This is a genomic window from Richelia intracellularis HH01, assembly GCF_000350105.1.
Classification (GTDB): domain Bacteria; phylum Cyanobacteriota; class Cyanobacteriia; order Cyanobacteriales; family Nostocaceae; genus Richelia; species Richelia intracellularis.
Genome location: NZ_CAIY01000049.1, coordinates 13632 through 35719, shown reverse-complemented (window position 1 = coordinate 35719; position 22088 = coordinate 13632). Strand labels below are relative to the sequence as shown.

The following is a 22088-nucleotide window of genomic DNA, read 5'->3' as shown; positions in this document are numbered from 1 at the left end:
TAATATATNTTTTTTTAGGGAGTTATAATTTTTTTTAAAATATAGTAACTGAAAATACTTTATCTGTCGAGCATTGGGTTTAACAGATACAAAAATAAAAGTTAAAGATTATTTGCTATAAACCTTGTCCATATCAATAGATTTTTGTAATCGAGTTTTTCAAACAAGCCATCAAAAGTAATGATTAACTTATATGAAGACTCATTATTTAAATACATATAAATCTTAACCACGAATCATTATCAATAGGCCATTCCAAACTATAATCTCTTATTGAATAAAAGAAAAAATCCAAGGAGAATATAGGTGAAGCTAATATGAACTAGACTTTTGTGACTTTTTAGCTTCAATCTATGGATAATTTTTTTATATCAATTCTACTAACGACAAAAATAATTATCTGGTAAATTCAGGTTAGTTAATAAGAAGTATTATTTTGGATTTTAGAGTATCAAAGGAAACAAAAGCAGGCAGTGGCTCAATCCCTTACTATTTTGCACTCATTACTTTATTCCAGACTGGACTTGCCAGAGACTTGCATAAATCCCATCCATCTGTAGGAGGCGTTCATGAGTTCCGTATTCTAATAATTTCCCCATCTCCATGACATAAATATAATCTGCATTGCGGATAGTGGAAAGACGATGGGCAATTACAATAGTAGTTCTATTTACTGTAATTTTTTCCAGTGTTCGCTGAATAGCAGCTTCAGTCTCATTATCTACTGCAGATGTGGCTTCATCTAACACTAAGATGGGGGGATTTTTCAAAATGGTGCGAGCTAGTGCAATTCTTTGCCTTTGTCCACCAGATAATTTTTGTCCCCTTTCCCCAACAACAGTTTCATAGCCATAGGGCAATTTCATGATGAAATCATCAGCTTCTGCTAACTTTGCCGCCATGATAATTTCTTGTTTTTTGGCATTAAAGCTCCCATAGGTAATATTATCAGCCACCGTTCCATGAAATAGGAATACATCCTGGCTGACAAGGCCAATACACTGACGTAAATCCCGCAAACTTAAATTTTTAATATCAATCCCATCAAGAGTGATTTTGCCATAATTAAGTTCATAAAACCTTAACAATAATTTGACTAAAGTGCTTTTTCCAGAACCAGTTGTACCGACAATAGCAATAGTTTTTCCTGAAGGAATATATAAAGATAAATTTTGAATAATTGGCAGTCTATTTTGATAGGAAAAAGAAATATCAACAAATTCAAGCTCACCTGTTACAGCATCAAGATCTAAAGCAATATTGTCATAATGATTTGCCACGGGAGTATTTAACAAGTCCATTACCCTATTCGTAGAAGCCATTGCCCTTTGATATTGGTCAAAAGTTTCACCTAACCTGGTTAATGGCCACAATAATCTTTGAATTAGGAATACTAATACACTATAAGCACTCACAGCAATTTTCCCAGTTACTGTTGCCATACCACCAAATATCATCAAACCAATAAACCCCACTAGAATTAACATTCTGATCATAGGGATAAATGCTGCTGACAACTTAATAGCTCGATTATTACTTCGGCTATAAGCCTCACTTTCAGATGCTAAACGTTGATTTTCATAATCTTCAGCAACAAAACTTTTAATAGTAGTAATACCACTTAAATTATTTGATAACCGAGAATTTAATAATCCCACCTTTTCTCTAACATCAGCATAGCGAGGTGCCAATAGGTCCTGATAAGTTAAAGTACCCCACACAATAAATGGTATTGGCAAAATTACTATCCAAGCAACATCAGGAGCAATGATAAAAAAAGCACCACCAACAATTATAACAGTGGTAAAAACTTGCAAAATATCATTAATTCCAGAATCTAAAAAACGTTCTAACTGATTAATATCATCACTCAAGATAGATATCAGTGCTCCAGTGCTATGTTCCTCAAAATATGCCAGCTCTAATTTCTGCAAATGTTTATAAGCATCCAATCTAAGATTATGTTGAATATTTTGTGCTAAGCTGCGCCAAAGTCTTTTGTAAGAATACTCGAACAGGGATTCTAACACCCAAATAATAACCGTTACTAAGGAAAGGATTAAAAATTGCCAAACAATTTCTTCCACTCCTAATTGGGCTATGATGGAATCCTCCTGCCTGATGGCTATATTCACAGCCACACCAATTAATGCTGGTGGGGCTAAGTCAAAAAGTTTATTTAAAACAGAAGCCCCACAAGCTAACCATAGTTGCCGTTTATACTTTTGTCCATAATCAAATAAACGTTTGAAGGGATAAAACTTCTGCTTTTTGCCTGATGTCCACTTTGACGTTAGTATCTTAGCCACAACTACTATAAAATCGTACGGGTTAGAATAATACCAAAAATATAAGTACACAAGAAAGAGGGAGGACTTTGAGCATATTGATGACAGGAAAGTTAGTCAGCTTTACTACTTTAAAAGATCCTGATAGCTTGAATTTTAAACCATATTTTTTTATTAATCAACAAGGAGATAACATTTTGAAAACACAGACATTAATTAGTTGGCAAGCTTTGGCTGTGGGCTTGGCAACAGCAATAATAGTAATATTTAGCCTAAACTCTTTTGTGATTATTAATCCTGGTGAGGCTGGGGTTCTAAGTATTTTAGGCAAGGCCAGAGATGGGGCTTTGCTGGAAGGTTTCCACATCAAACCTCCACTAATTTCCAGTGTTGACGTATATGATGTTACAGTCCAAAAATATGAAATTCCGGCTCAGAGTTCCACTAAAGATTTGCAGCAGCTGTCGGCAAAATTTGCGATTAATTTCCGTATTAATCAACAAGAAGTAGTGGAAATCAGAAGAAAACAAGGAACATTAGCCAATATAGTTTCCAAAATTATTGCTCCCCAAACCCAGGAGTCGTTTAAAATTGCGGCAGCAAGAAGAACTGTAGAAGAGGCAATTACCAAAAGAGATGAATTAAAAGAGGATTTTGACAATGCATTAGATCAACGCCTAGATAAATATGGAATAATTGTGCTAGACACTAGTGTGATTGACTTAGCTTTTTCCCCCGAATTTGCAAGAGCTGTTGAAGAGAAACAAATTGCCGAACAAAAAGCCCAAAGAGCAGTCTATGTAGCAAGAGAAGCAGAACAGCAAGCGCAAGCAGATATTAACCGTGCTAAGGGCAAAGCAGAAGCTCAAAGGTTGTTAGCAGAAACACTTAAAGCCCAAGGAGGGGAATTAGTTCTACAAAAAGAAGCAATTGAAGCTTGGAAAAGTGGTGGTGCTCAAATGCCCAAGGTACTTGTTACGGGAAGTGATTCTCACAATGCTGCACCTTTTATCTTTAATTTGAGTAATATGCAAGAATAGCTGCTTTTTTTTCTATGCTCTAGGCATATTTGTGGACCATTAAATAAGTAGAAAATAAGTTGTTTATGAGGAGCAAAAATCATACCCGAATTACTATACAAGAAGCGAAAAAAATATTCAATAAGTTTAACTGTTTAGATATTTCTCCTAGTATACAAACATCGGAAAGAAGATTAATTTGTCAATCCTTGCTGGTGATAGTTAATTCATCTGATTATCAAATCCCTGGTATTGATGCTGACAAGGTTGAGTAAGCATTGTTAGCAATGAAGACTTATTATTTTACTTTAGGAAATGATCCACCAATTAATTTGCCAATAATTAGCAGTCCTGTTTATATTAAATTAAATGGGAAAAATATAAATGGGGTAAATGGTATTTGTCATTTAGATTCATACTCTAAGTCATATCTTGGTGTTTTAATCTAATGTCAATCCCATTTACATCTGGAAATTTAATCAAATGTTTGGTCATATTCCCGTTGATTTATCCCTAAAAGGTTAAAGTGTAAAGTTACAGGTCAAGTTTGAGTAGCCGCTAATATGAAATTTAAAATCGTATGGGTGTAATTACACTGCAATCTGTTGCCAAGGATTTTGGCATAAAAGAAATTCTAAAAGAGGCCTCTTTCAGTTTGGATGCTAATGATAAAGTTGGATTCATTGGTACTAACGGTTCTGGGAAATCAACCTTATTAAAAATAATTGCAGGGCTGGAAACAATTGATAGTGGAACAATCTCAGTTACCCCTAATACAAGCATTACATACCTACCCCAACAGCCCGATTTAGATCCAGAATGCACTGTTTTAGAAGAGGTGTTTGCTGGAGATGGAGAGCAAATGGCTTTAATAAAAAAGTATGAGTATATTTCCCGTCATTTAGCTTTAAACCCAGAAGATGAGGATTTAATGTTTCACTTATCCTCAGTCATGCAGAAAATGGATGTACTGAATGCATGGAACCTAGAAACTAATGCCAAAATAATTCTTTCCAAGTTGGGGATTACTCACTTTGATGCTAAGGTTGGGACTTTATCAGGAGGTTATCGTAAGCGCATTGCTTTAGCGACAGCTCTGTTGTCAGAACCTGACTTTCTCCTGATGGATGAGCCTACCAATCACTTAGATGCAGAATCAGTGGAGTGGCTACAAAGCTATTTAAATCATTACCATGGTGCATTGTTACTTATTACCCATGATCGCTATTTCCTGGATAGAGTAACCAATCGTATCATTGAAATTGATAGGGGAGATGTTTACTCTTATCCTGGTAGTTATTCTTATTATCTCGAAAAGAAAGCACTTGCAGAAGGATCTATAGCTAGCAGTAAGCGTAAACTTCAAGGTATTCTGCGTCGGGAATTAGAATGGTTAAAAAGAGGACCAAAAGCCCGTAGTACGAAACAAAAGGCTCGGATTGAGCGTATTCAAAGTATGCAAGCCACTAAGTTTAAAAAAGCCCAAGAGAAAGTAGATATTTCTACACCTAGTCGTCGTATTGGCAAAAAGGTAATTGAATTAAATAGTATTACAAAAATTTATAGTAACCACATCCTAATTCAAGATTTTACCTACGAATTCAGCTCAGAGGATCGAATAGGAATTATTGGGGGTAATGGTGTTGGTAAATCTACTCTCATGGATATGATTACTGGCCGTCTACAACCAGATGCTGGGAAAGTAGAAATTGGTACTACCATCCATATTGGTTATTTTGATCAGCATTCTGAGGATTTATTAGTAGGAGTTAATGATAGCCAACGAGTTATTGATTACGTCAAGGAAAAAGGTGGAGAATACATTCAAGAGTCTTGCGGTAACTATATTACCGCCTCCCAGATGCTAGAAAGATTTCTTTTTAATGGAAGTCAACAATATTCTCCTATTAATAAGCTTTCTGGTGGTGAAAAGCGCCGGTTATTTTTACTAAGAGTTCTAATGAGTGCACCAAATGTTTTAATATTAGATGAACCAACTAACGACTTAGATGTTCAAACATTAGCAGTATTAGAAGAATATCTAGAAGAATTTAATGGTTGTATAATTATAGTGTCCCACGACCGCTATTTTCTAGATCGCACCATAGATAAAGTTTTTGTATTTAGTGAGAAAGGTAAAATAAGAGAATACCCTGGTAACTATTCCATTTATTTAGACCATAAAAGAGCCGAAGAAGACGAGCAGCAAAAAAACTCTAAAGTTACAGAAAATAATAATAATAAAAGTAAAAAAATACTTAATAACAATACTCAAACTCCACAAGAAGAAATAAGTAAACGCCATCGTTTATCTAATTGGCAGAGGAAAGAGTTTATATCTTTAGAAGATAAAATTATGCAATTGGAATTAAAAAAATCAGAAGTAGAAGCAGAAATAGAAAGATCTACGGATATTAATTATAGCCAAATTCAAATAAAATATGACCAATTAGAAGTTATTAAACATGAAATCGATGTAGCCACTGAACGTTGGTTGGAGTTAGCAGAGATTAATAATTAACAAAAAAATAGTCTAAGAAAATATTTTTCGTTATATATAGATAAAAGAATACTTTAAAGCTCAGATTCTAGCTAATACCAAGGAATTTATTTGAAAGAATTAACCTATTTTTTGGAAATAATAAGAATACCTTGATTATTTCTATAAAACTTTTTTTACTGATACAAGTATTGTGATTAATAATTGAAGAAGCAAAAAAATTTGAGTTCAAAATAATCCAATATATTATATAGATTCTAGTAATTCTTTTTAGGAGAAAAAGAATTAACTAAACTTTTTACAGGTTTTTCTAAAACTGGTTGATAAAATTTTACTAGGTATGGATAATGATATCCTTCTGTAAATTTGGCAAGACCTTTTACTGCTATTCCCAAAATGGGTATTCTGTTCTTATTTAGATCGGATACTGTTCTTTGCAATACCTCCTTAATATTGATGTCTAGTTGTGTTTATATTATTAAATAACTGCTTTGTTTGTTACCTTAATGTTGCAGCATCAGCGCAAGCACTTGGCGGAGAAGTATCTACAATTACACATTCATAGTTTATTTGCGCATCATTTGATAATGCTTGCATTATTCTGGACTCTAGCATTTGTGATGGTCTGCCATATAGTTCAACACATGTAAGAACAAATAAGTTTTCTACCGATGTCGTTTATACTAATTCTTGTAGAGTGATTGACCTTGAAGAACATGAACTATTACTATTTTTGAGAGTATATTGAAAAGTCTGTGTTGTACTGGATTATGTAAATCAGCGTCTATTAATAATGTACATCGTGATAACATAGCAGAAGTTACAGCTAAATGGTACGCTGCAACTGATTTTCTTTCCCCGGAAATAGCACTACTGATAACAATCAGTTTTAATGTTTCTAGGCTTCTAAATTCTTGAACAACATGCGGTAAGGTTCCATAAAACTATCATAATCAAGAAATTTATCTGCAGATTTGAGGGTAAGTGCAGATTGTGGTAAATGGGGTAGTATCCCTAGGAGTGGAAATTTGGCTAGTTCTTCCGCTTCCAAAGGATCTATCTATTACCTGTGGACCCCCATACCCAAAACTACTCCACAAATAGTAGCTAGTAATAACACCACAGTTGGCCTCGGCGATATTGGCAGAAGAGTAGGTTTTGCTTTTTCTATTACTCTAAGGTTTTCCAACTTTTGAGCTTCTGCAATATGTGCTTCTTCAAGTTTGCGTTGTAATGTTTTTAATGATTCCGCTACTTCTTCTCGCTTCCTAATTAATTGAGTCAAAGGTTGCTGCCTAATTGGTAATTTACCTAGACGAAATTGCAATTTGAATCGTTCACGTTGCACAGTCCTAAAGCTAATCGTTGTAATTCTGTATTTACAAGTTGAGAAGTTATTTCTTGACTGATTTGATCGATAGCAATGTCATTTGTAGGATATTCCTGCTTTTCTGGAGTAACTCGTCTTAATTGGTATTTAAGGGTGCGAATTCCATTACGTTCTTGAATCAGTTTGACTAAATTGGGATGATAATCTGTTAAACTAACTAGGACAGCAATAATTTTATGTTCTGTTTTTGCTAAATTGGCACATAGCTTTCTTAACTCTTCATTTTGACCATCATATGATCTTACCTCTTGTAACTTGCCAATTAGGTTACATTATTCCTGCTCTAAAGCAGTGAAACTTTCTACTAAACTTCTAATCTGTTCATAAAACGAGACAATCCCACTTTTCTGCCGATATCTATTTTCTGCTGTCTCTGCCAGTTTTAAGCGCATTCTTGCTATAGGAAGTTCTATTTTTTCTAAAAATTACCTGACTTTCTTTGCTTACGAATTGGTATTTTTGATATTTTCTTCAAGCATTGCTTGGGAGATAACATTTGGAATGCTATCAGCTACATCAGCATTTTTATCAGCATATTTTAACTCTATAACATTAGTTGTTGGTATAGCTTTAACTTTCAACTACCGGGTTAGATTTTTGATCAGGAAATGAATTTCGGGTAGTTTTGAACTTTTAAAAGCTATATTGATTACTCTTTTTAAAAGAGTTTGTGACTTTGCCAATTCTGTTTGGTCTGAAACTAGATCAAGACCACCATAATGTAGAGCTACTTGGTTCAAATCTCCACCCAGTTCAGAAATACTAGCTTGCTTATCATCTAGCATGATTTTTGTTGAAGTCTCATACATTCTAGTAAGTGCAACTATTAAATAAGCTATCGACCCAGCCATAACAGCAGAAAATGTTCCGATAGCAGGTAATGCACGTCTTTGTATAATTACTGGTATAGACGAAATACCTTTTTCCCTTGTATGGGTACTATAGTTTATTTCGAAGGTCCTTCCAAAAAAAACATTAGGACTTAAGCCCTGTAAGTCAACTAATATGAGTGTTTGGGAGATGTGACTATCTTAAAATACCCTGAAAAATCTAATCTCCATGACTTACGTGTTATGCATGTCAATACATAATTCATATTTACTCGCCCCCCATTTTTGTTTTTCCTATATTCATACATAAATAATAGCTCTTATTTTTTACTTATTAGTTCAGCTAGTTCTGAATTAGAACAGGGTTCATTTAAATCAATAGTTTGTGGGTAATTCAATAGACCCTTATATATTTTTAAAGTTTCATATGTTATTTGTTCCCAGCTATAATTGAGCTCTACATACTTTTGAGCTTGCTTTGCCATCAATACCATATCTTGGGGATGGTTAATAGCCCAATAGATAGAATTCATGCAAGATTCTAAGTTACCTGCTTCAAACAGCATACCCCTATCTCCTTGGATCAATTGCTGATGAGGTGGAATATTACTTGCTAAAACAGGTACACCTTCTTGCATTGCTTCCAACATTGCTAACGGTAAACCTTCTAAGTCAGAAGGAAGTACAAATAAACCAGCACCCCTAACAATTTCCCACAAACGATCACCCCGTAATTCTCCAGCAAAAATTATATTGGGATTATCTGCTACTTTTTCCAATAATTTGGAAGTAAATGCTTGTGTATCACTCACTCCACCTGCCAAAACCAACTTCCACCCTTCTGGGCAAAGATTACTAAATGCATCTACCAATAAGTCTGGTCGTTTTTCTGGAACCAGTCTGCCCAAAAATATTAGATAACGCCCCTCTATTAAACCTAGGGATTTTCCATAAGTAAATTGGGTATCAGAATCCCCATACTTTGCTGGTGTATTTGGAATATAAACTGTTTTACGACTATAGTTCTGCAAAAAGTAGCTATGTAAGGCTTCTGATACAACAATTATGCTGTCGGCAAAGCGGACAGCTATTTTTTCCCCCATTTGAATTAATCGAGTAGAAAAATTTCCCCATTTTGTCCTTTGCCAATCTAAACCTTGGCAGGTAACTACTATTTTGGCTGATGTTATGAATCTAGGAAAATAAGTAAATATAGATGGACCTAGGGCATGAAAATGAATGATATCGTATCTTTTACTACTGGCAGCAGTTGTGCCTAAAGCAGAAGCAACAAAAGCATCAATACCTCTAGTCTTTAAGCCTGGTAGGGAAATCACATTAACTCCCTGATATTCGTAACTTTTCAGCCAACCACATTCTGTGTACGAACAACGAGCATACAAATCTACAGTGTGACCTCTACCCACAATACGTGGATATAATTCAGCACAATAGTGTTCAATTCCCCCCTGTTTAGGGGGTAAACCTTTGGCTCCTATTACTGCTATTTTCATAATAATTGACCTATTTTAATAACTTAAAGCCTACGCAGCTACAACTTAATATATTTAGACGCAGAGGATCTGATTAAAAATAAGTACTGCCATGGTCTAGTCTAGAAAATTAACTCAGTTTGTCTAAAAAAGTGCTCTGGGAAAAAATAAATTTACATTTAGCATCTAAATGATTATTATAGCTATATTTGTTATGATGGCATCTACTCATCACAACATAGTTTACACTGAGGGAAATAACTGACAATTTTTTTGCTAACGAGTGAACATATTCTCATATAAATCTTTTACAACATTACAAGCGGCATAAGGTTGGGCAAGACGAATACAAGATTTTTTAGGATAGTTTTCCAGATGTAGGATTATTTGGAATAATCTATCTGATATGACTTTTGGTGTACGTTTATCACAAACCACACCTGTGTCACCTAATTTTAGTGGTGATAAATTACCAGTCTTATTAGAGGAAAAACAAATGCATATTTACCAGTAATAGGTAAAGCTTTAGTAAAGATATTATGATTCACTGTGTTGATATTTTTTAAGACTTATTATTGCATAAATTACATTATAATGATCTAGTAAATAGCATATATAGAAATGTCATCAAGTATCTAATCATACTAATACCAGTATCAATCCCTTGAATTATAATTATTTGAATAGTCATTTTTCCTCTCTGCAAGCATTTAGAATGATAGGAAATTAGTTATTATGGTAATTTCACTCTATCAACACCTAATTAAAATTAGTAGAATAGCAAACCCTTAGAAAAAAAATTGAGACAAACTTTCTAGTTCTGAGGAAATAGATTAGCATAGATTTTGCAAACTCATTTTATTAGTAAAATAAGTTTTACCAATTCTTTACAAAGAATTAGTAAAATAATTGCTATGACCATATACTCTTGTATTATTAAGTTAATAATAGCCCAATAAGTTAGGTATAAAGTTGAAGTAACTATAAGAGTTTATTACTCTATGAAATATTTTATGTATAAGAAGAGACTTGCATATTCAATTAGAAGATAAATCATTAAAACAACTTTCAAAATAATAACTGAAAGAGATAAAAGTACCATAAGATTTATTTACTCATATTTATTAATATTTATATATTTTTTTATGATAAAAAATACTGAGTTTTTCCTAATTTAAACTAAATGATACTTGATTTTATCTGTAGCTACCAAGTCCTTCTAAATCCGTATACTTTACTATTAATGTTCAGAATACTACGCTTAATTGTATTGTTTTTGAGTTGAGTCTTTTTGATTTAATTTTTACTTTACTAACAATAACTCAATCAAACCTGATAAGGTACAATACCCCTACCAAAAGCAAATTCTAAAGTTGATTTTGATCAATTCATATGTTATTAGTTCTCCTAAAAGTCTATACACACTAAAAATAATTGTTTATCGGTAACGTTTGAAGTATTGTAGACCCCCTATGATATATTATAAGTGGTATATAATAAAACTTTTTACGAATGATCTAATATTTAGTATTATCATCATTTGATTACTGAATTTATATTAAAAGATAATTTTTCTCTTAAACGGATAGGTAATAATATACTTCAACTGGTATAAGCAATTTGTGTTTGTGCCACATTATTATGAAAGGAATAGAGTAAAGTGAAGCTTTATGTCTAAAGCATGATAAGATCATAAGTTTGAGATATATGAATACAAAGAATCATTGTAGCAACACCAAAGGGCTGTATTTCTCAATTATTAGAACTACAGCCCTTTGGTGTTGAGATATTAAGTGAAAATATTCTTCCCATTAACTTATCCAACTCTTGAATATAAGTGCCAAAGTTGAGTGTTATTTAATTCTGGAAAATTTGAGGGAAAATACTAGATTTTATATTTTGTTTACTCCATAATATTATTCACTACTTAGTTCTAAAATTACTCTTGAGTAATTGAAGCAAAATTATCCCTTGTTTAGGGGCTATAATCCAACTAAATATTCTAGAAGTCTTTGTTATATTTAACAGCAACTACAAATACTATATTTTCACTATGCCTGCCTGTTTAATCTACATGTATATGTATGAGTTTATTGAGATATTTAATTTCACCTCATTATTCCACCTCTAAAACTTAGGTATTTATATCCACACTTTGCCTGGATTTTTTTTAAGTTGTGAATTATTTCCCACTCAGTTATTTTCGTAAATACATCTTTCCTATAGTCTGGTAATTGCTTCATACCGAATAACTTATTATTCTTTTTTAGGCTAAATATGTAAGAATATTTTAGGCAATGTAAACAGTCGATAATACATTTCTACCATTGTTTAAACTTGACCTATTCAATATGTGTTTTACACAAGTCTTAATTATCAGAGATTAATATAGATCATCCATCTTTTCTTATCCTTTCTACAAAATGCTTCAATATATCCTTGCATTGCCATCTTATTTTGTATTGAAAATAATCCCTACTAATTTTCCCCTCTTAGAAAGTTCACAAAACTCATAGATGCAATTCTAGTAATTGCTCGCATAACTAGAATATTTCTGCACATAGAATACAAACTCTCTGCTTAAAAATTAGAATTAAATCTATATGAAGTTAAAGGTGTAAAATAATAAGTAAGGCTTACATGAAATAATTTAATTATATAAACTTACTTAGCTTATCTCTATATTTTACAGACTAAAACCCAGTTAAAAATAATTTTTTGTATACGTTAAGTAAGGTTATAGCAACGATAGATATTAAATCAAGAGGTTTAAAACCTAATTATTTTTTCTAGTTTTTGTAGGGATTCATAATTGATGGAATAGAACTCCTTATTCAAGGCTAATATCCAAACCCGGAAAACATAACAAATAGGGTTCCCCTAAACATAATTCACACGATACTCATAAGTATTTAGTAGCAATATTTCAAAGTCAGGCGATGAACATAAACTCAGGAAAACTTTATGGCATAAATTACCATAAATAGGAGAGAGGAAATGGTGATACGTGTAGCTCGTTATATTCCAGTGAAAATTTCTTGACTGGAATAGAATTTCATAGCGGGCTTCACAGATTTTATTGCATCAGAGTTGAGAATTACGATGTTCTCATAATGAGAAATAATGAGATTTGAATAGAATAAATACCCCTTACACTCTGCTCTGGGTCATTTCTAAACTGGATATAGGATAGAGCAAATCCCTTCTACTGAGTTAGAAAGTTAGATATAGGGATAATTTTATTAATTATCTAGTAACAAATGGAATGAATGGAGAGAGGGAAGGAGTAAGGGGGACAATTGTCCCCCTTACTCCTTCCCTCCCCTTATTTTCTCTTAGAAAGAGCTTCTAAATTCTCCAAGCGACTTTGCAAACTCTGGTTTTGTTGCTTGAGTTCATCTAGTTCTCCTCTTAATTGGTAGAGAGTTTTCTCTGTACCAATACTTTTCTGTACCAGAGTAATTTTCTCTTCTGCACATCGACGTACCCGCCCATCAGCTGTCTGATTTGCTAATGAAAGCAAAATTCCCAGGGCTTTTGGTGTTTCCATTGATCCTAAAGCATTAACCACAGCAACCTGAGTTAAAAAGAAGGTTTCCTTAGAAAGCTCTGTTAACCAATCTAAAATTCGCTCTATATTGGCAGAAGTTTGACCAATGGAAATCTTACCTAAGGCAACAATAGCTCCTAAACGTAAAGATTGAGGTATGCCCAGCCGAGTATACTCCATAATTATTTCCAGAGCAGCTTCAGAGGTTTTGAATGCTGCTAAACCTTCAATAGCCCCACTACGAACTAATTCATTCCAACCAGACTTCTCCATCAGTACGGTATTCAGAAGTTTTAATACCTTTTCTTCTTTAGGTTTATCTGTGGCAACAGCAGCAATTTCCCCAATTGCTCGACAAGCAGCAGATTCAACATAGTAACTTTCATCTCCTAATTTGACAATGTGTTTTAATGCCTTGTAGCTACTGTTGGTTTTTATTATAGCTAGTGATTCTACCACTGCACGACGGACTCTAGCATCTCTATCTTTTAATCCAGGAGTTAGAGCATTTAATACTTGATCTAATTTTATTTTTGCCATCTGCTTAGCAACTTCGGCTCGCACACCCCAGAAAGGCTCCTTGATGAGCGCCTCTGATAGTGCTTTCAAACTCTCTAATCCTCCTTTTTTTCCCAATGCCTCAGCAGCGTAAATACGGGAGATAGGATCAGGATCAAATACTAATTGTGCTTTAAGTTCAGGAATAGCATATTCTAAAACGACGGTTTTTAGGTAATTATTACCGTAGTCAAAACTAATAAATTGGGGCTTTTCTACAAGAGGAAAATAAAAGTTTTGTTCCTTTTCATATATTCTCACTGTAAAATTCTTCAAATATACGGGTTTCCCTTCTGGAATATAGCCAAAAGCAATGGGAATTTTCAGATCAAATAAATAGTTATGGCTACTATTTATTTGATCTGGTTGAGCTTGAACTTGAGTGACTGTTACTTTAGCCAAATTACTATCCCCATCCCAGGAATATACCACTCTAAAATCAGGATATCCCCCGCGATATACATATTGGTCGAAGAGGAAGCTGAGATTACGACCAGTAGATACCTCAATAGCTCTTAGCAAGTCAATTGTTTCTACAGTTTGATGGATATAAGTATTAACAAAAGTCTTAATAGCTTGCCAAAATAATTCTTCTCCTAGCTCTGCACGGATCATGTGATAAACACAGGCACCTTTTTCATATATATGGCAGTCATAAAGCTCGATCGCTTCACGATATACATGGGTTACCATAGGGCGACGATAGCGATCACTATCTTCACTAAAATAACTATAGGCATCTTTCAGGCGGTAGTATGCTCCTTCCTCTACACCATATTCATTTTCTGCCCACAGGATCTCAGAATAAGTGGCCATTCCTTCCTTCACCCAGGCATGAGACCAGTGTTTTATTACTAGCAAATCTCCAAACCATTGGTGTGCCAACTCATGAACTACTAACCGTTCAGTATTCCGATTATCTAACGCAGCTTTAGCATCCAATAAACACTTATCAGTTAACAAAGTAGTGGAGGTGTTCTCCATACCTCCAAAAATAAAGTCATTGACGCAGACTTGAGCATATTTAGGATATGGATACGTATAGCCATACTTCTGACTTAGAAACTCTATCATTCGAGGCGTTTTACCCATACTTAATTGAGCTTCTTGTTCCTTTCCTTTTTCCACATAATAAGTTACTGGTCTTCCATTCCACTCATCCCTAATTTCCGCAAAATCCCCCACTGCAAGGGTCATTAGATAAGTAGGATGAACTTGTTTCTGAGACCAATGATAAATTGTGTTACAGCCATTTTCTTTGATGGCAATTAGTTCGCCATTAGAAATTGCCATTAAGGGCTTAGGAATACTGACTCTAATTTCGCTTGCAGATAGTTGTCCGGGATAGTCAAAACAAGGAAACCAAAAACGGGAGTCTTCATCTTCCCCTTGAGTCCAAACTTGCGTGGGTTTATGAGGATAATTTTCATCTGGTTGAATAAAGTATATTCCCCGTTGGGGTTTTTCTACATAATAAGCAATTGCAATGTTAACTTGTTGACCTTTATGGGTAGGTATGAGTAATTTAACTGATATCTCTTCACCATCATAATCGAATTCATGCTCCACATCATCAACTTTCACACTAGAAATGCTAAGGTTAACGGCATTTAAATGTAGGTAATCAATGCCATTACGTATTGGAACGAGTTGAATAAAACAATTCCCTTGTAAACTCTGCTGTGGGATATCCAGATCCAAATCTAAAAAAATATGTTTTACTTGTCCCGGACAATCTGGATTATAGTGTGGTTTTGCTCCTGGTAACTCAAAGGTTTTGTATTGATTGTTATCTGTATAAAGGTAAGAATGAGACATTGATAGCTACTAGATTGAAGATAGAGTAAAGAGAAGATTTATTTAAGTATGAAGTGCTAAGCTAAAACATTTCTACTTAGAGCACCTTAGTGTTATATCAAGACTTAGAGATTGCTACTCTGCAGAAGCCTGTCTGAGTCTATGCAATGACACATGAAAGAAATCAGACACCCCAAGCCCTAATCTGGATATGATTTAAAGCTACATCTTTTAGTTATGAGATTGTCTCTTGTGAGATAGATGGAAAATATTAAGGAGCTTGAGGTTAAGTGTTAGAACGTATAAGTAAAGATGTTTTATGAGCTATACAAATAAATTGTCTACATAATCCTTCCATTGATGTAAATCAGAAATCAAATATATTTTACTTGCAGCAAAAAAAATACAGGGGTACTACTTCTGTAGTACCCCTAATAATTTATGAGAACAAATTCTACTATTCAATGCCTGTAATAGCAACTATAGTATATACATCATCACTTTTTACTAATAAGTGCTATATATAGCACTCCAAAACTACATTATTAACATCTAGCAATTATGAAACAAAGTTTCTAAATATACACGAGCAGCATGGCGATCACCGTGCCCATTTTGCAACAGAAATAAGGACAAAGCAGCTGTTAATACCCTGGTTTGATCCCAATCAGGGTGTGCTGCTAAGTAAATATTCAGCGATTCGTGAAGCGTTTCGGGTATTTCACTAACGATGTTTACTGTTGGATTCATGCACTTTTTTCCTTGGAACTCCATCAATGGGTCAATCTTACTTTTGGTCGAGTTTGTGCTGTTGCGCGAACTACCTAATGCTTATTAAGACAGACAGTCTGCTGCAAAAGTTTTGTTGATTTAACACAATCTTGTAAGTGGACAACAAAAGTAAGTCGCATTATTGTGCTCTATAAGGGGGTAGGTTTGTCAATGATACGAAATTTTACAAACGACTTAATCCCAGTGATATATCTCATAGATAAAGGGGTTACAGGCTTTTTTATTATTTTTCATAACATAAACTTAGTAATAATCATCGTCATACATTTCAAGATATAAAATTCCCAGAGATATCTCAAGAGAGAATTAAAATACTCATTAATTGTGGGTAACTCAAAGTGAACTGTGGATATTTTGTAAAATGGATAAGTAAAATAGAATTAATAATTACAACATATCCTTATTTTTGGTGATTAATTTCAATTGATATTGAAGGCAAAATTTTAGGAAACTTCTTGACTGATTTTGTCTAATATCATTGTAGTGATTATTGCTACTAACTTTGCCTAAGAACCTGGTAAGCGATTTTAAGGTTCTTTTGCACTTGCATACAACAACCAGTATTATTCATAAGATATGGGGATAATTAATAATGATGTAGAAAAGCCTTTAGCATCAGATATATTGCTAACTGATGTGATTGGTATTTAGATATTTGAAAATCAAGTGTTATTTACACTAATAAAAACAGGTACTGATGAATCGCAGCTCGCAAATTTATTTATTATAATTCAAACTAACCACTCCATTATACGCTATAATATAGCAGCTAAGTAGTTTTTGGTAGTAAAACGATGGAATTTACTAAGACACTCAGTCTGTAACTCTTCTCTGCTAAGTAGATTCAGTGAAAATAATAAAAAAATCATTAATATGCTAAAGCTCTAAGGATGTCTGCAGAATTATATTGGATTGCATTTTAGTAAGGTATAAACAGTTCAACTATAGTAGGATTTGTTCCCTAGTAGTTTTGCACAATAACTGATTAAACTTCCTTATAATTTTTTATTTCCTGATTAAAGTCTGAAATCAGTATTAGGAAGGGAGAACTTATCCATTAAATTCACCCATTATTTTCTGTGATCACAATTTAAATCCCCCATAAATCCCAGAGGTTTTCAATGGATAATAACCCCTCATTGTATTAACAAAGTCTCTAACGTTTGCGATCCTGCAGTCTTTGATAAACAACCCTTAGATCAACATGATGGTAGGCTAAAGCTACTAGGGTGTGATAAAGTAAGTCAGCTACTTCTCCAGCAATTTCTCCTGGCTTATCATCCTTGCATGCCATCACGACCTCAGTAGCTTCTTCTCCAATTTTCTTCAATATTTGGTTGTCACCACCTGCAAGTAATTTACAAGTATAAGAGTTTTCCTGAGGGGTTTCTCTGCGTTCACATATAATCTGAAATAATTGGGACAAAGTATCTCCTGGAGGTGCAATAATCTGATCATCTACTTGATGAAAACAACTACGTTCTCCAGTATGACAAGCAATATTTCCTATTTGTTCTACTCCTATTAGTAAAGCATCACTATCGCAGTCATAGCGTATACTCTGAACTTTTTGAATATGTCCAGAAGTAGCCCCTTTATGCCAAAATTCCTGACGGGAACGACTCCAGAACCAAGTTTCTCCTGTTAATAATGTCTTTTGCAAAGATTTCTGATTCATCCATGCCATCATTAATACTGTGCCGTCAAGATAATCTTGGATAATTGCTGGGACTAATCCACGTTCATCATAACAAATCTTATCAACGGAGATAGTTTGCTCAAAAAAAGAATTAACCGAGTAAGACATATCAATTGCTTTAAAAGTCTGACAATATATAATTGTCTACGGGTTATTAATATCATTTAGTATATAAAGATTGGCAGTTCCTAGCAAGATGCTTTAAGCAAATTGTATGTATAATATGACATAATTAAATTATGAAAAATATATCATTGGCCAAAAGACTTGTTATTTATTCAAGTATTAATAACTAGAAAGGTTGAATTACAAAATTATTCAAAAAAGACTTGATTGGATTAATGAATAATATATAGATATATACAAAATACACTTTGAATGGTAAAAATATATTGCAGATATCCATAGTATGAAATCTACTTGTCTCTCATCAAAAATAATGGTGTCTAGCCATAGAGCCTTTGCTCCCAGTGAAACTCTAAATGCAAATAATACATAGTTTAGTAATTGATAACACTGCAAGAAAAAAACTCCTAATAAATGCATCAGAATTCTAAGATAAAAACAGAGAGAAAATAGTTTTTATAAGATCTATAGATGGTCGATTACATGGATATTTTTCTAGCAGAATAGTCAATGATTCCAAGATTATAAATTGATGTTAGTGTTAGGAATCAAAGCAACTTAAAAATAATGTTAGTAAAATTTTCCATAAACATCAGTAAATCTCGCAGAACAGAGTAGTTAAAAACAGCAGTAACATAGACAAATATAAGTAGAAAGACTACTATTAATTAGTTTAAATTTTAGGAGATAATCACTACTATATAATCAATTATTACAACGAGTAGTAAAAACTCTGCAATCAAATGTAGATAATAATAAATACCGAGCAAGAATGAAAATGCGAATAATTAGGTGACAATGTAAACCAATTAAATTGGTAGATACTCAGTACTATATGCGAAAAATCAGCAAATTTTTCTCGGAAATATTGTAATCAACCTAAATATGCTTTTGTCGCTAGATACAAGGCACTATAAGGTAAAAGAGAAAGAACTCTAACATATTACTGAACATATAATAAAATCTGCTTTAGAATATGCTTTATATAAGAAATTAGCATTAACGGAATGAAAATACATTGAACGATATAAAATAACTTAATGACTATCTTGATGAGGTTGAGTTAATACTGAAATTTCTCAGATATAATTTATTGTAGGCAAAATATCTCAGCAGGTTTGTTATCGAACATGTATGAGTTTTAAAGTAAGATAGGGGATAAAACTTGTATTCAAATTAAATCACTTCTACCTGATTTAGATAAAATAGAAAAATGCTATTAATTAATTGTAATTGATACTGTAAAATTTTAAGCTTACCCGGAATTTATCAAACTTACTTTAATCGACTATTTTCAACATTACAGATATCATAGACAGGAAAGTGAGAAAACCTATTGCATCCAGAGTTGTTGTCATTAATGGTCCGCTGATCAAGGCTGGGTCAAGCTTTAATCGCTTAAAGCCCATAGGCAATAAAGTTCCCAATATAACGGCTATTAAAACATTGACAATCATTACAGAACCAGCGATGAAAGATATCCAGCGATCATCTGGGGGCGACCAAATCATAGACAGGGTGGTAAGAGCTAATCCCAACCCACATGCTATGCCTAAACCAGCTAATAACTCTTTCCGCAGTAATTTCATAGTATCTTTTGGCGTTATTTCTCCCACTCCCAATCCCCGTACTGTTACAGAGAGCACTTGAAAAGCGACATTACCACTACTATTAGCTAAAATAGGCATAATAATAGCTAAAACAGGGACCACTGTAATTATTTTTTGAAAGGGAGCAATAACACTGGCAGCTGTAATATACAAAAATATATTACATAGCAGCCAAGGCAGTCTTTTACGAACAGTAACTTGGGGAGATGCCAAGGCTGCCTCATCACCACTAATACCTGCTAGTTTCTGAATATCTTCTGTAGCCTCTTCTTCCAGGATATCAAATACATCATCAATAGTGATAATACCCACTAATCTATCTTCACGGTCAACTACAGGCAAAGCAATCAAATCATAGCGTTTCATTACTTGTGCTGCTTCCTCTTGAGAAGTTTCTGTACTGACTTTAATGACGCGATTGCTGGCTACATTACCTACAAATACATCAGGGAAGGTAAATAGTAGTTGTCGTAGAGAAATCACACTGAATAGTTTGCGATTTTCATCAGTTACATAGGCATAGTAAATAGTCTCTTTATCCTCATCCTGGTAGCGAATTTTGCTTAAGGCTTCCCCGACTGTTAACCCCTGTTGCAAACGGACATATTCTGTGGTCATTAACCTTCCTGCCGTACCTTCAGGATAGCCAAGAATAGTAGCTGTAACCTGCCTTTGCTCGGGACTGAGTTCTCTTAAGAGTCGCTTGACAACTTTTGCTGGCAATTCATCAAATAGTATTACCCTTTCATCAGGACTCATTTCCTCTACAATTTGTGCCACTTGTACATCATGTAGGGAATTTATCAACTCACCCTGAACTTTATGGGGTAAATATTCAAATACATCTATTGCTTGATTTTTATTTAATAACCGAAATGCTATCGCTCTTTGTTTTTCGGGTAAGTGGGTAATATATTCCCCTACATCAAAAGGCTGTAAATTATTTAAATACCATTTCAGTTGATTCAAGTCGGTAATATTAATAACTGAATTGCAAACACCCTGCACGAGCATAGAACCTCCTACTGGCTCCCCCTAAATGAGAGACATAATTGCCAGTTTAGGGGAAAAACATACTACTGCTTTTTTTGGACTTCTGTCCATAAAATTCTAGAAATTCAACAATCGGTAAGTCAATGTAATCACCACCAAGTCATAATACTAACTTGGAAATGAAATATCTGGTAGATACTAAAATTTGGTGTATTTACCTTAATGGTACTGTGCACACTAGAGTTATTATTAACCCTAATCCCAGATGAGAATCGAGTATATTCTACTACTCATCTCATTTGTGTCAAGTAAGTATGTAGTTAGTTTTTAAACCTTATAAATTTACAAACTCATCAACAAATTAGTTACTTGGTATTAATACCATAACAAGTTAACACTGGGTTGTGCCATATTTCCATAACTTATTTGCAGATTGGTTTGAATTATATGTACAGGATTTAAGGAGTTTCTCATTCCTGTCTGCGACTCAATATTTACATAAAGAGTGTATTCATTATGAATAAACCATCAGGACGATGGTTTATTCATAAAAATGGATTTTAAATTATCTATAACATTCTGAACAGGAATAAATTTCTCTAGTTGTTAACAAAGATAAAAACTAGCTTGACAAGATTTTACTACAAAGATAGATAATAAATGGCTTCATTTTTATTGCCACCGAACTTGAAATTTGTCTAGATAAATTATTAAATTGTTCACAAAAATATTCAGTGTTCTAATTATAGTTATGTAAACTTGTCTGTTCAGAAAGCGTACATCCAAGATATGATTAGACATGATATATTATCATAACCTATTAATTAAAGAACACTGAGGATTTTTCAAAAGTGTTGACTTACTGTTTACAAAACATGTCTCTCTAAGCATAGTATCCTTTCAGGATGGTATACGCATCTTCAGTAATTATACTTTAACTGCTCCAACCTAAATTGGAGTTTATTTGCTCTTGGGATTATTTACTACCTTATATTTATGAGGGATACAAATATTATTGTACTTTTTTGGAATCTTTCTAAGTCAAGTCAAATAAATTTGACCACAATTGTACTAAGTAAATTGACTGTTTTAATCTTAGGATTATGGAAAATATTGTAAGCCTTTCTTAAAGTTTTCTTGCTTAAACATAATTCTTCCTTAATTCACCCTAATTATGTGAAGGTGTTGTATATATATACTTTAAAAAAATATTTTTTTATGTGTCTAGAACAACATAGAGGGTTCTTTTGTAAGAATGTATAGCTATAATTATTAGTCTTATCTAAACTTTTATTGACTTAAATATTTCTAATTATCTCCTCCAAATCTTATGGGCTGGAAATGAATCCAAATAACTACTCTTTATTTGAGAATATAAAACGGCCGAATCTCAAAGACTACATTAATGACTATCAGGAATTGAATTGATTTGAAAAATCATTT

At 33.4% G+C, this 22088-nt stretch carries 12 protein-coding genes and 1 pseudogene; 3 read left to right on the top strand and 10 right to left on the bottom strand.

Annotation, left to right across the window (positions count from 1 at the left end; translation table 11 throughout):
- Nucleotides 1–503: 503 nt before the first annotated feature.
- Entirely contained in the window at nt 504–2309 is a 1806-nt protein-coding gene (locus RINTHH_RS06405) for an ABC transporter ATP-binding protein (protein WP_044304789.1), read from the bottom strand.
- Between the two features lie 176 nt (nt 2310–2485).
- On the opposite strand from RINTHH_RS06405, the gene RINTHH_RS06400 reads away from it, so the two are divergent.
- The 3 genes and pseudogenes from RINTHH_RS06400 (at nt 2486) to RINTHH_RS06390 (ending at nt 5828) form a co-directional block, all read left to right on the top strand.
- A complete protein-coding gene (locus RINTHH_RS06400; RefSeq protein ID WP_044304790.1) occupies nt 2486–3328 on the top strand; it encodes a prohibitin family protein in 843 nt (280 codons plus the stop codon).
- A 65-nt stretch (nt 3329–3393) separates the two neighbouring features.
- Nucleotides 3394–3832 (top strand): annotated as a pseudogene (locus RINTHH_RS06395) (DUF1824 family protein).
- 55 nt (nt 3833–3887) lie between these two features.
- Nucleotides 3888–5828 (top strand): ABC-F family ATP-binding cassette domain-containing protein, encoded by a 1941-nt coding sequence (locus RINTHH_RS06390; RefSeq protein ID WP_008234381.1) that lies wholly within the window; start codon nt 3888–3890, stop codon nt 5826–5828.
- A gap of 877 nt (nt 5829–6705) precedes the next feature.
- On the opposite strand, the gene RINTHH_RS10780 is transcribed toward RINTHH_RS06390, so the two are convergent.
- The 9 genes from RINTHH_RS10780 to mgtE form a co-directional block, all read right to left on the bottom strand.
- Nucleotides 6706–6858 (bottom strand): hypothetical protein, encoded by a 153-nt coding sequence (locus tag RINTHH_RS10780; protein ID WP_008234376.1) that lies wholly within the window; start codon nt 6856–6858, stop codon nt 6706–6708.
- A 12-nt stretch (nt 6859–6870) separates the two neighbouring features.
- Entirely contained in the window at nt 6871–7155 is a 285-nt protein-coding gene (locus RINTHH_RS06380) for a GNVR domain-containing protein (protein ID WP_044304787.1), read from the bottom strand.
- A gap of 623 nt (nt 7156–7778) precedes the next feature.
- The gene (locus RINTHH_RS06375) at nt 7779–8048 is read right to left on the bottom strand and encodes a hypothetical protein (protein ID WP_008234366.1); all 270 of its coding nucleotides are present in this window, start codon (nt 8046–8048) and stop codon (nt 7779–7781) included.
- A gap of 299 nt (nt 8049–8347) precedes the next feature.
- The gene (locus RINTHH_RS06370) at nt 8348–9541 is read right to left on the bottom strand and encodes a glycosyltransferase family 4 protein (protein WP_008234364.1); all 1194 of its coding nucleotides are present in this window, start codon (nt 9539–9541) and stop codon (nt 8348–8350) included.
- A 255-nt stretch (nt 9542–9796) separates the two neighbouring features.
- Nucleotides 9797–9958: a hypothetical protein gene (locus RINTHH_RS10775; protein ID WP_155943927.1), complete on the bottom strand. Its 162-nt coding sequence runs from the start codon at nt 9956–9958 to the stop codon at nt 9797–9799.
- Nucleotides 9959–12845: 2887 nt separating this feature from the next.
- Complete coding sequence (locus RINTHH_RS06365) at nt 12846–15446, bottom strand: M1 family metallopeptidase (RefSeq protein WP_008234361.1); 2601 nt, start codon at nt 15444–15446, stop codon at nt 12846–12848.
- 531 nt (nt 15447–15977) lie between these two features.
- Nucleotides 15978–16175, bottom strand: coding sequence for a DUF2811 domain-containing protein (locus RINTHH_RS06360; protein ID WP_008230289.1), 198 nt, complete (start codon nt 16173–16175; stop codon nt 15978–15980).
- A gap of 1198 nt (nt 16176–17373) precedes the next feature.
- Nucleotides 17374–18024, bottom strand: coding sequence for a bifunctional phosphoribosyl-AMP cyclohydrolase/phosphoribosyl-ATP diphosphatase HisIE (hisIE, locus tag RINTHH_RS06355; protein ID WP_008234360.1), 651 nt, complete (start codon nt 18022–18024; stop codon nt 17374–17376).
- Between the two features lie 1298 nt (nt 18025–19322).
- Nucleotides 19323–20666 (bottom strand): magnesium transporter, encoded by a 1344-nt coding sequence (gene mgtE / locus RINTHH_RS06350; protein WP_008234359.1) that lies wholly within the window; start codon nt 20664–20666, stop codon nt 19323–19325.
- Nucleotides 20667–22088 lie beyond the last annotated feature (1422 nt).

Bases quoted from the DNA above. Each gene is read 5' to 3' on its own strand.
- RINTHH_RS06370 (WP_008234364.1), bottom strand. From the start codon at position 9,541: ATGAAAATAGCAGTAATAGGAGCCAAAGGTTTACCCCCTAAACAGGGG.
- RINTHH_RS06375 (WP_008234366.1), bottom strand. From the start codon at position 8,048: ATGGCTGGGTCGATAGCTTATTTAATAGTTGCACTTACTAGAATGTAT.
- RINTHH_RS06365 (WP_008234361.1), bottom strand. From the start codon at position 15,446: ATGTCTCATTCTTACCTTTATACAGATAACAATCAATACAAAACCTTT.
- RINTHH_RS06390 (WP_008234381.1), top strand. From the start codon at position 3,888: ATGGGTGTAATTACACTGCAATCTGTTGCCAAGGATTTTGGCATAAAA.
- hisIE (WP_008234360.1), bottom strand. From the start codon at position 18,024: ATGTCTTACTCGGTTAATTCTTTTTTTGAGCAAACTATCTCCGTTGAT.
- RINTHH_RS06360 (WP_008230289.1), bottom strand. From the start codon at position 16,175: ATGAATCCAACAGTAAACATCGTTAGTGAAATACCCGAAACGCTTCAC.
- mgtE (WP_008234359.1), bottom strand. From the start codon at position 20,666: ATGCTCGTGCAGGGTGTTTGCAATTCAGTTATTAATATTACCGACTTG.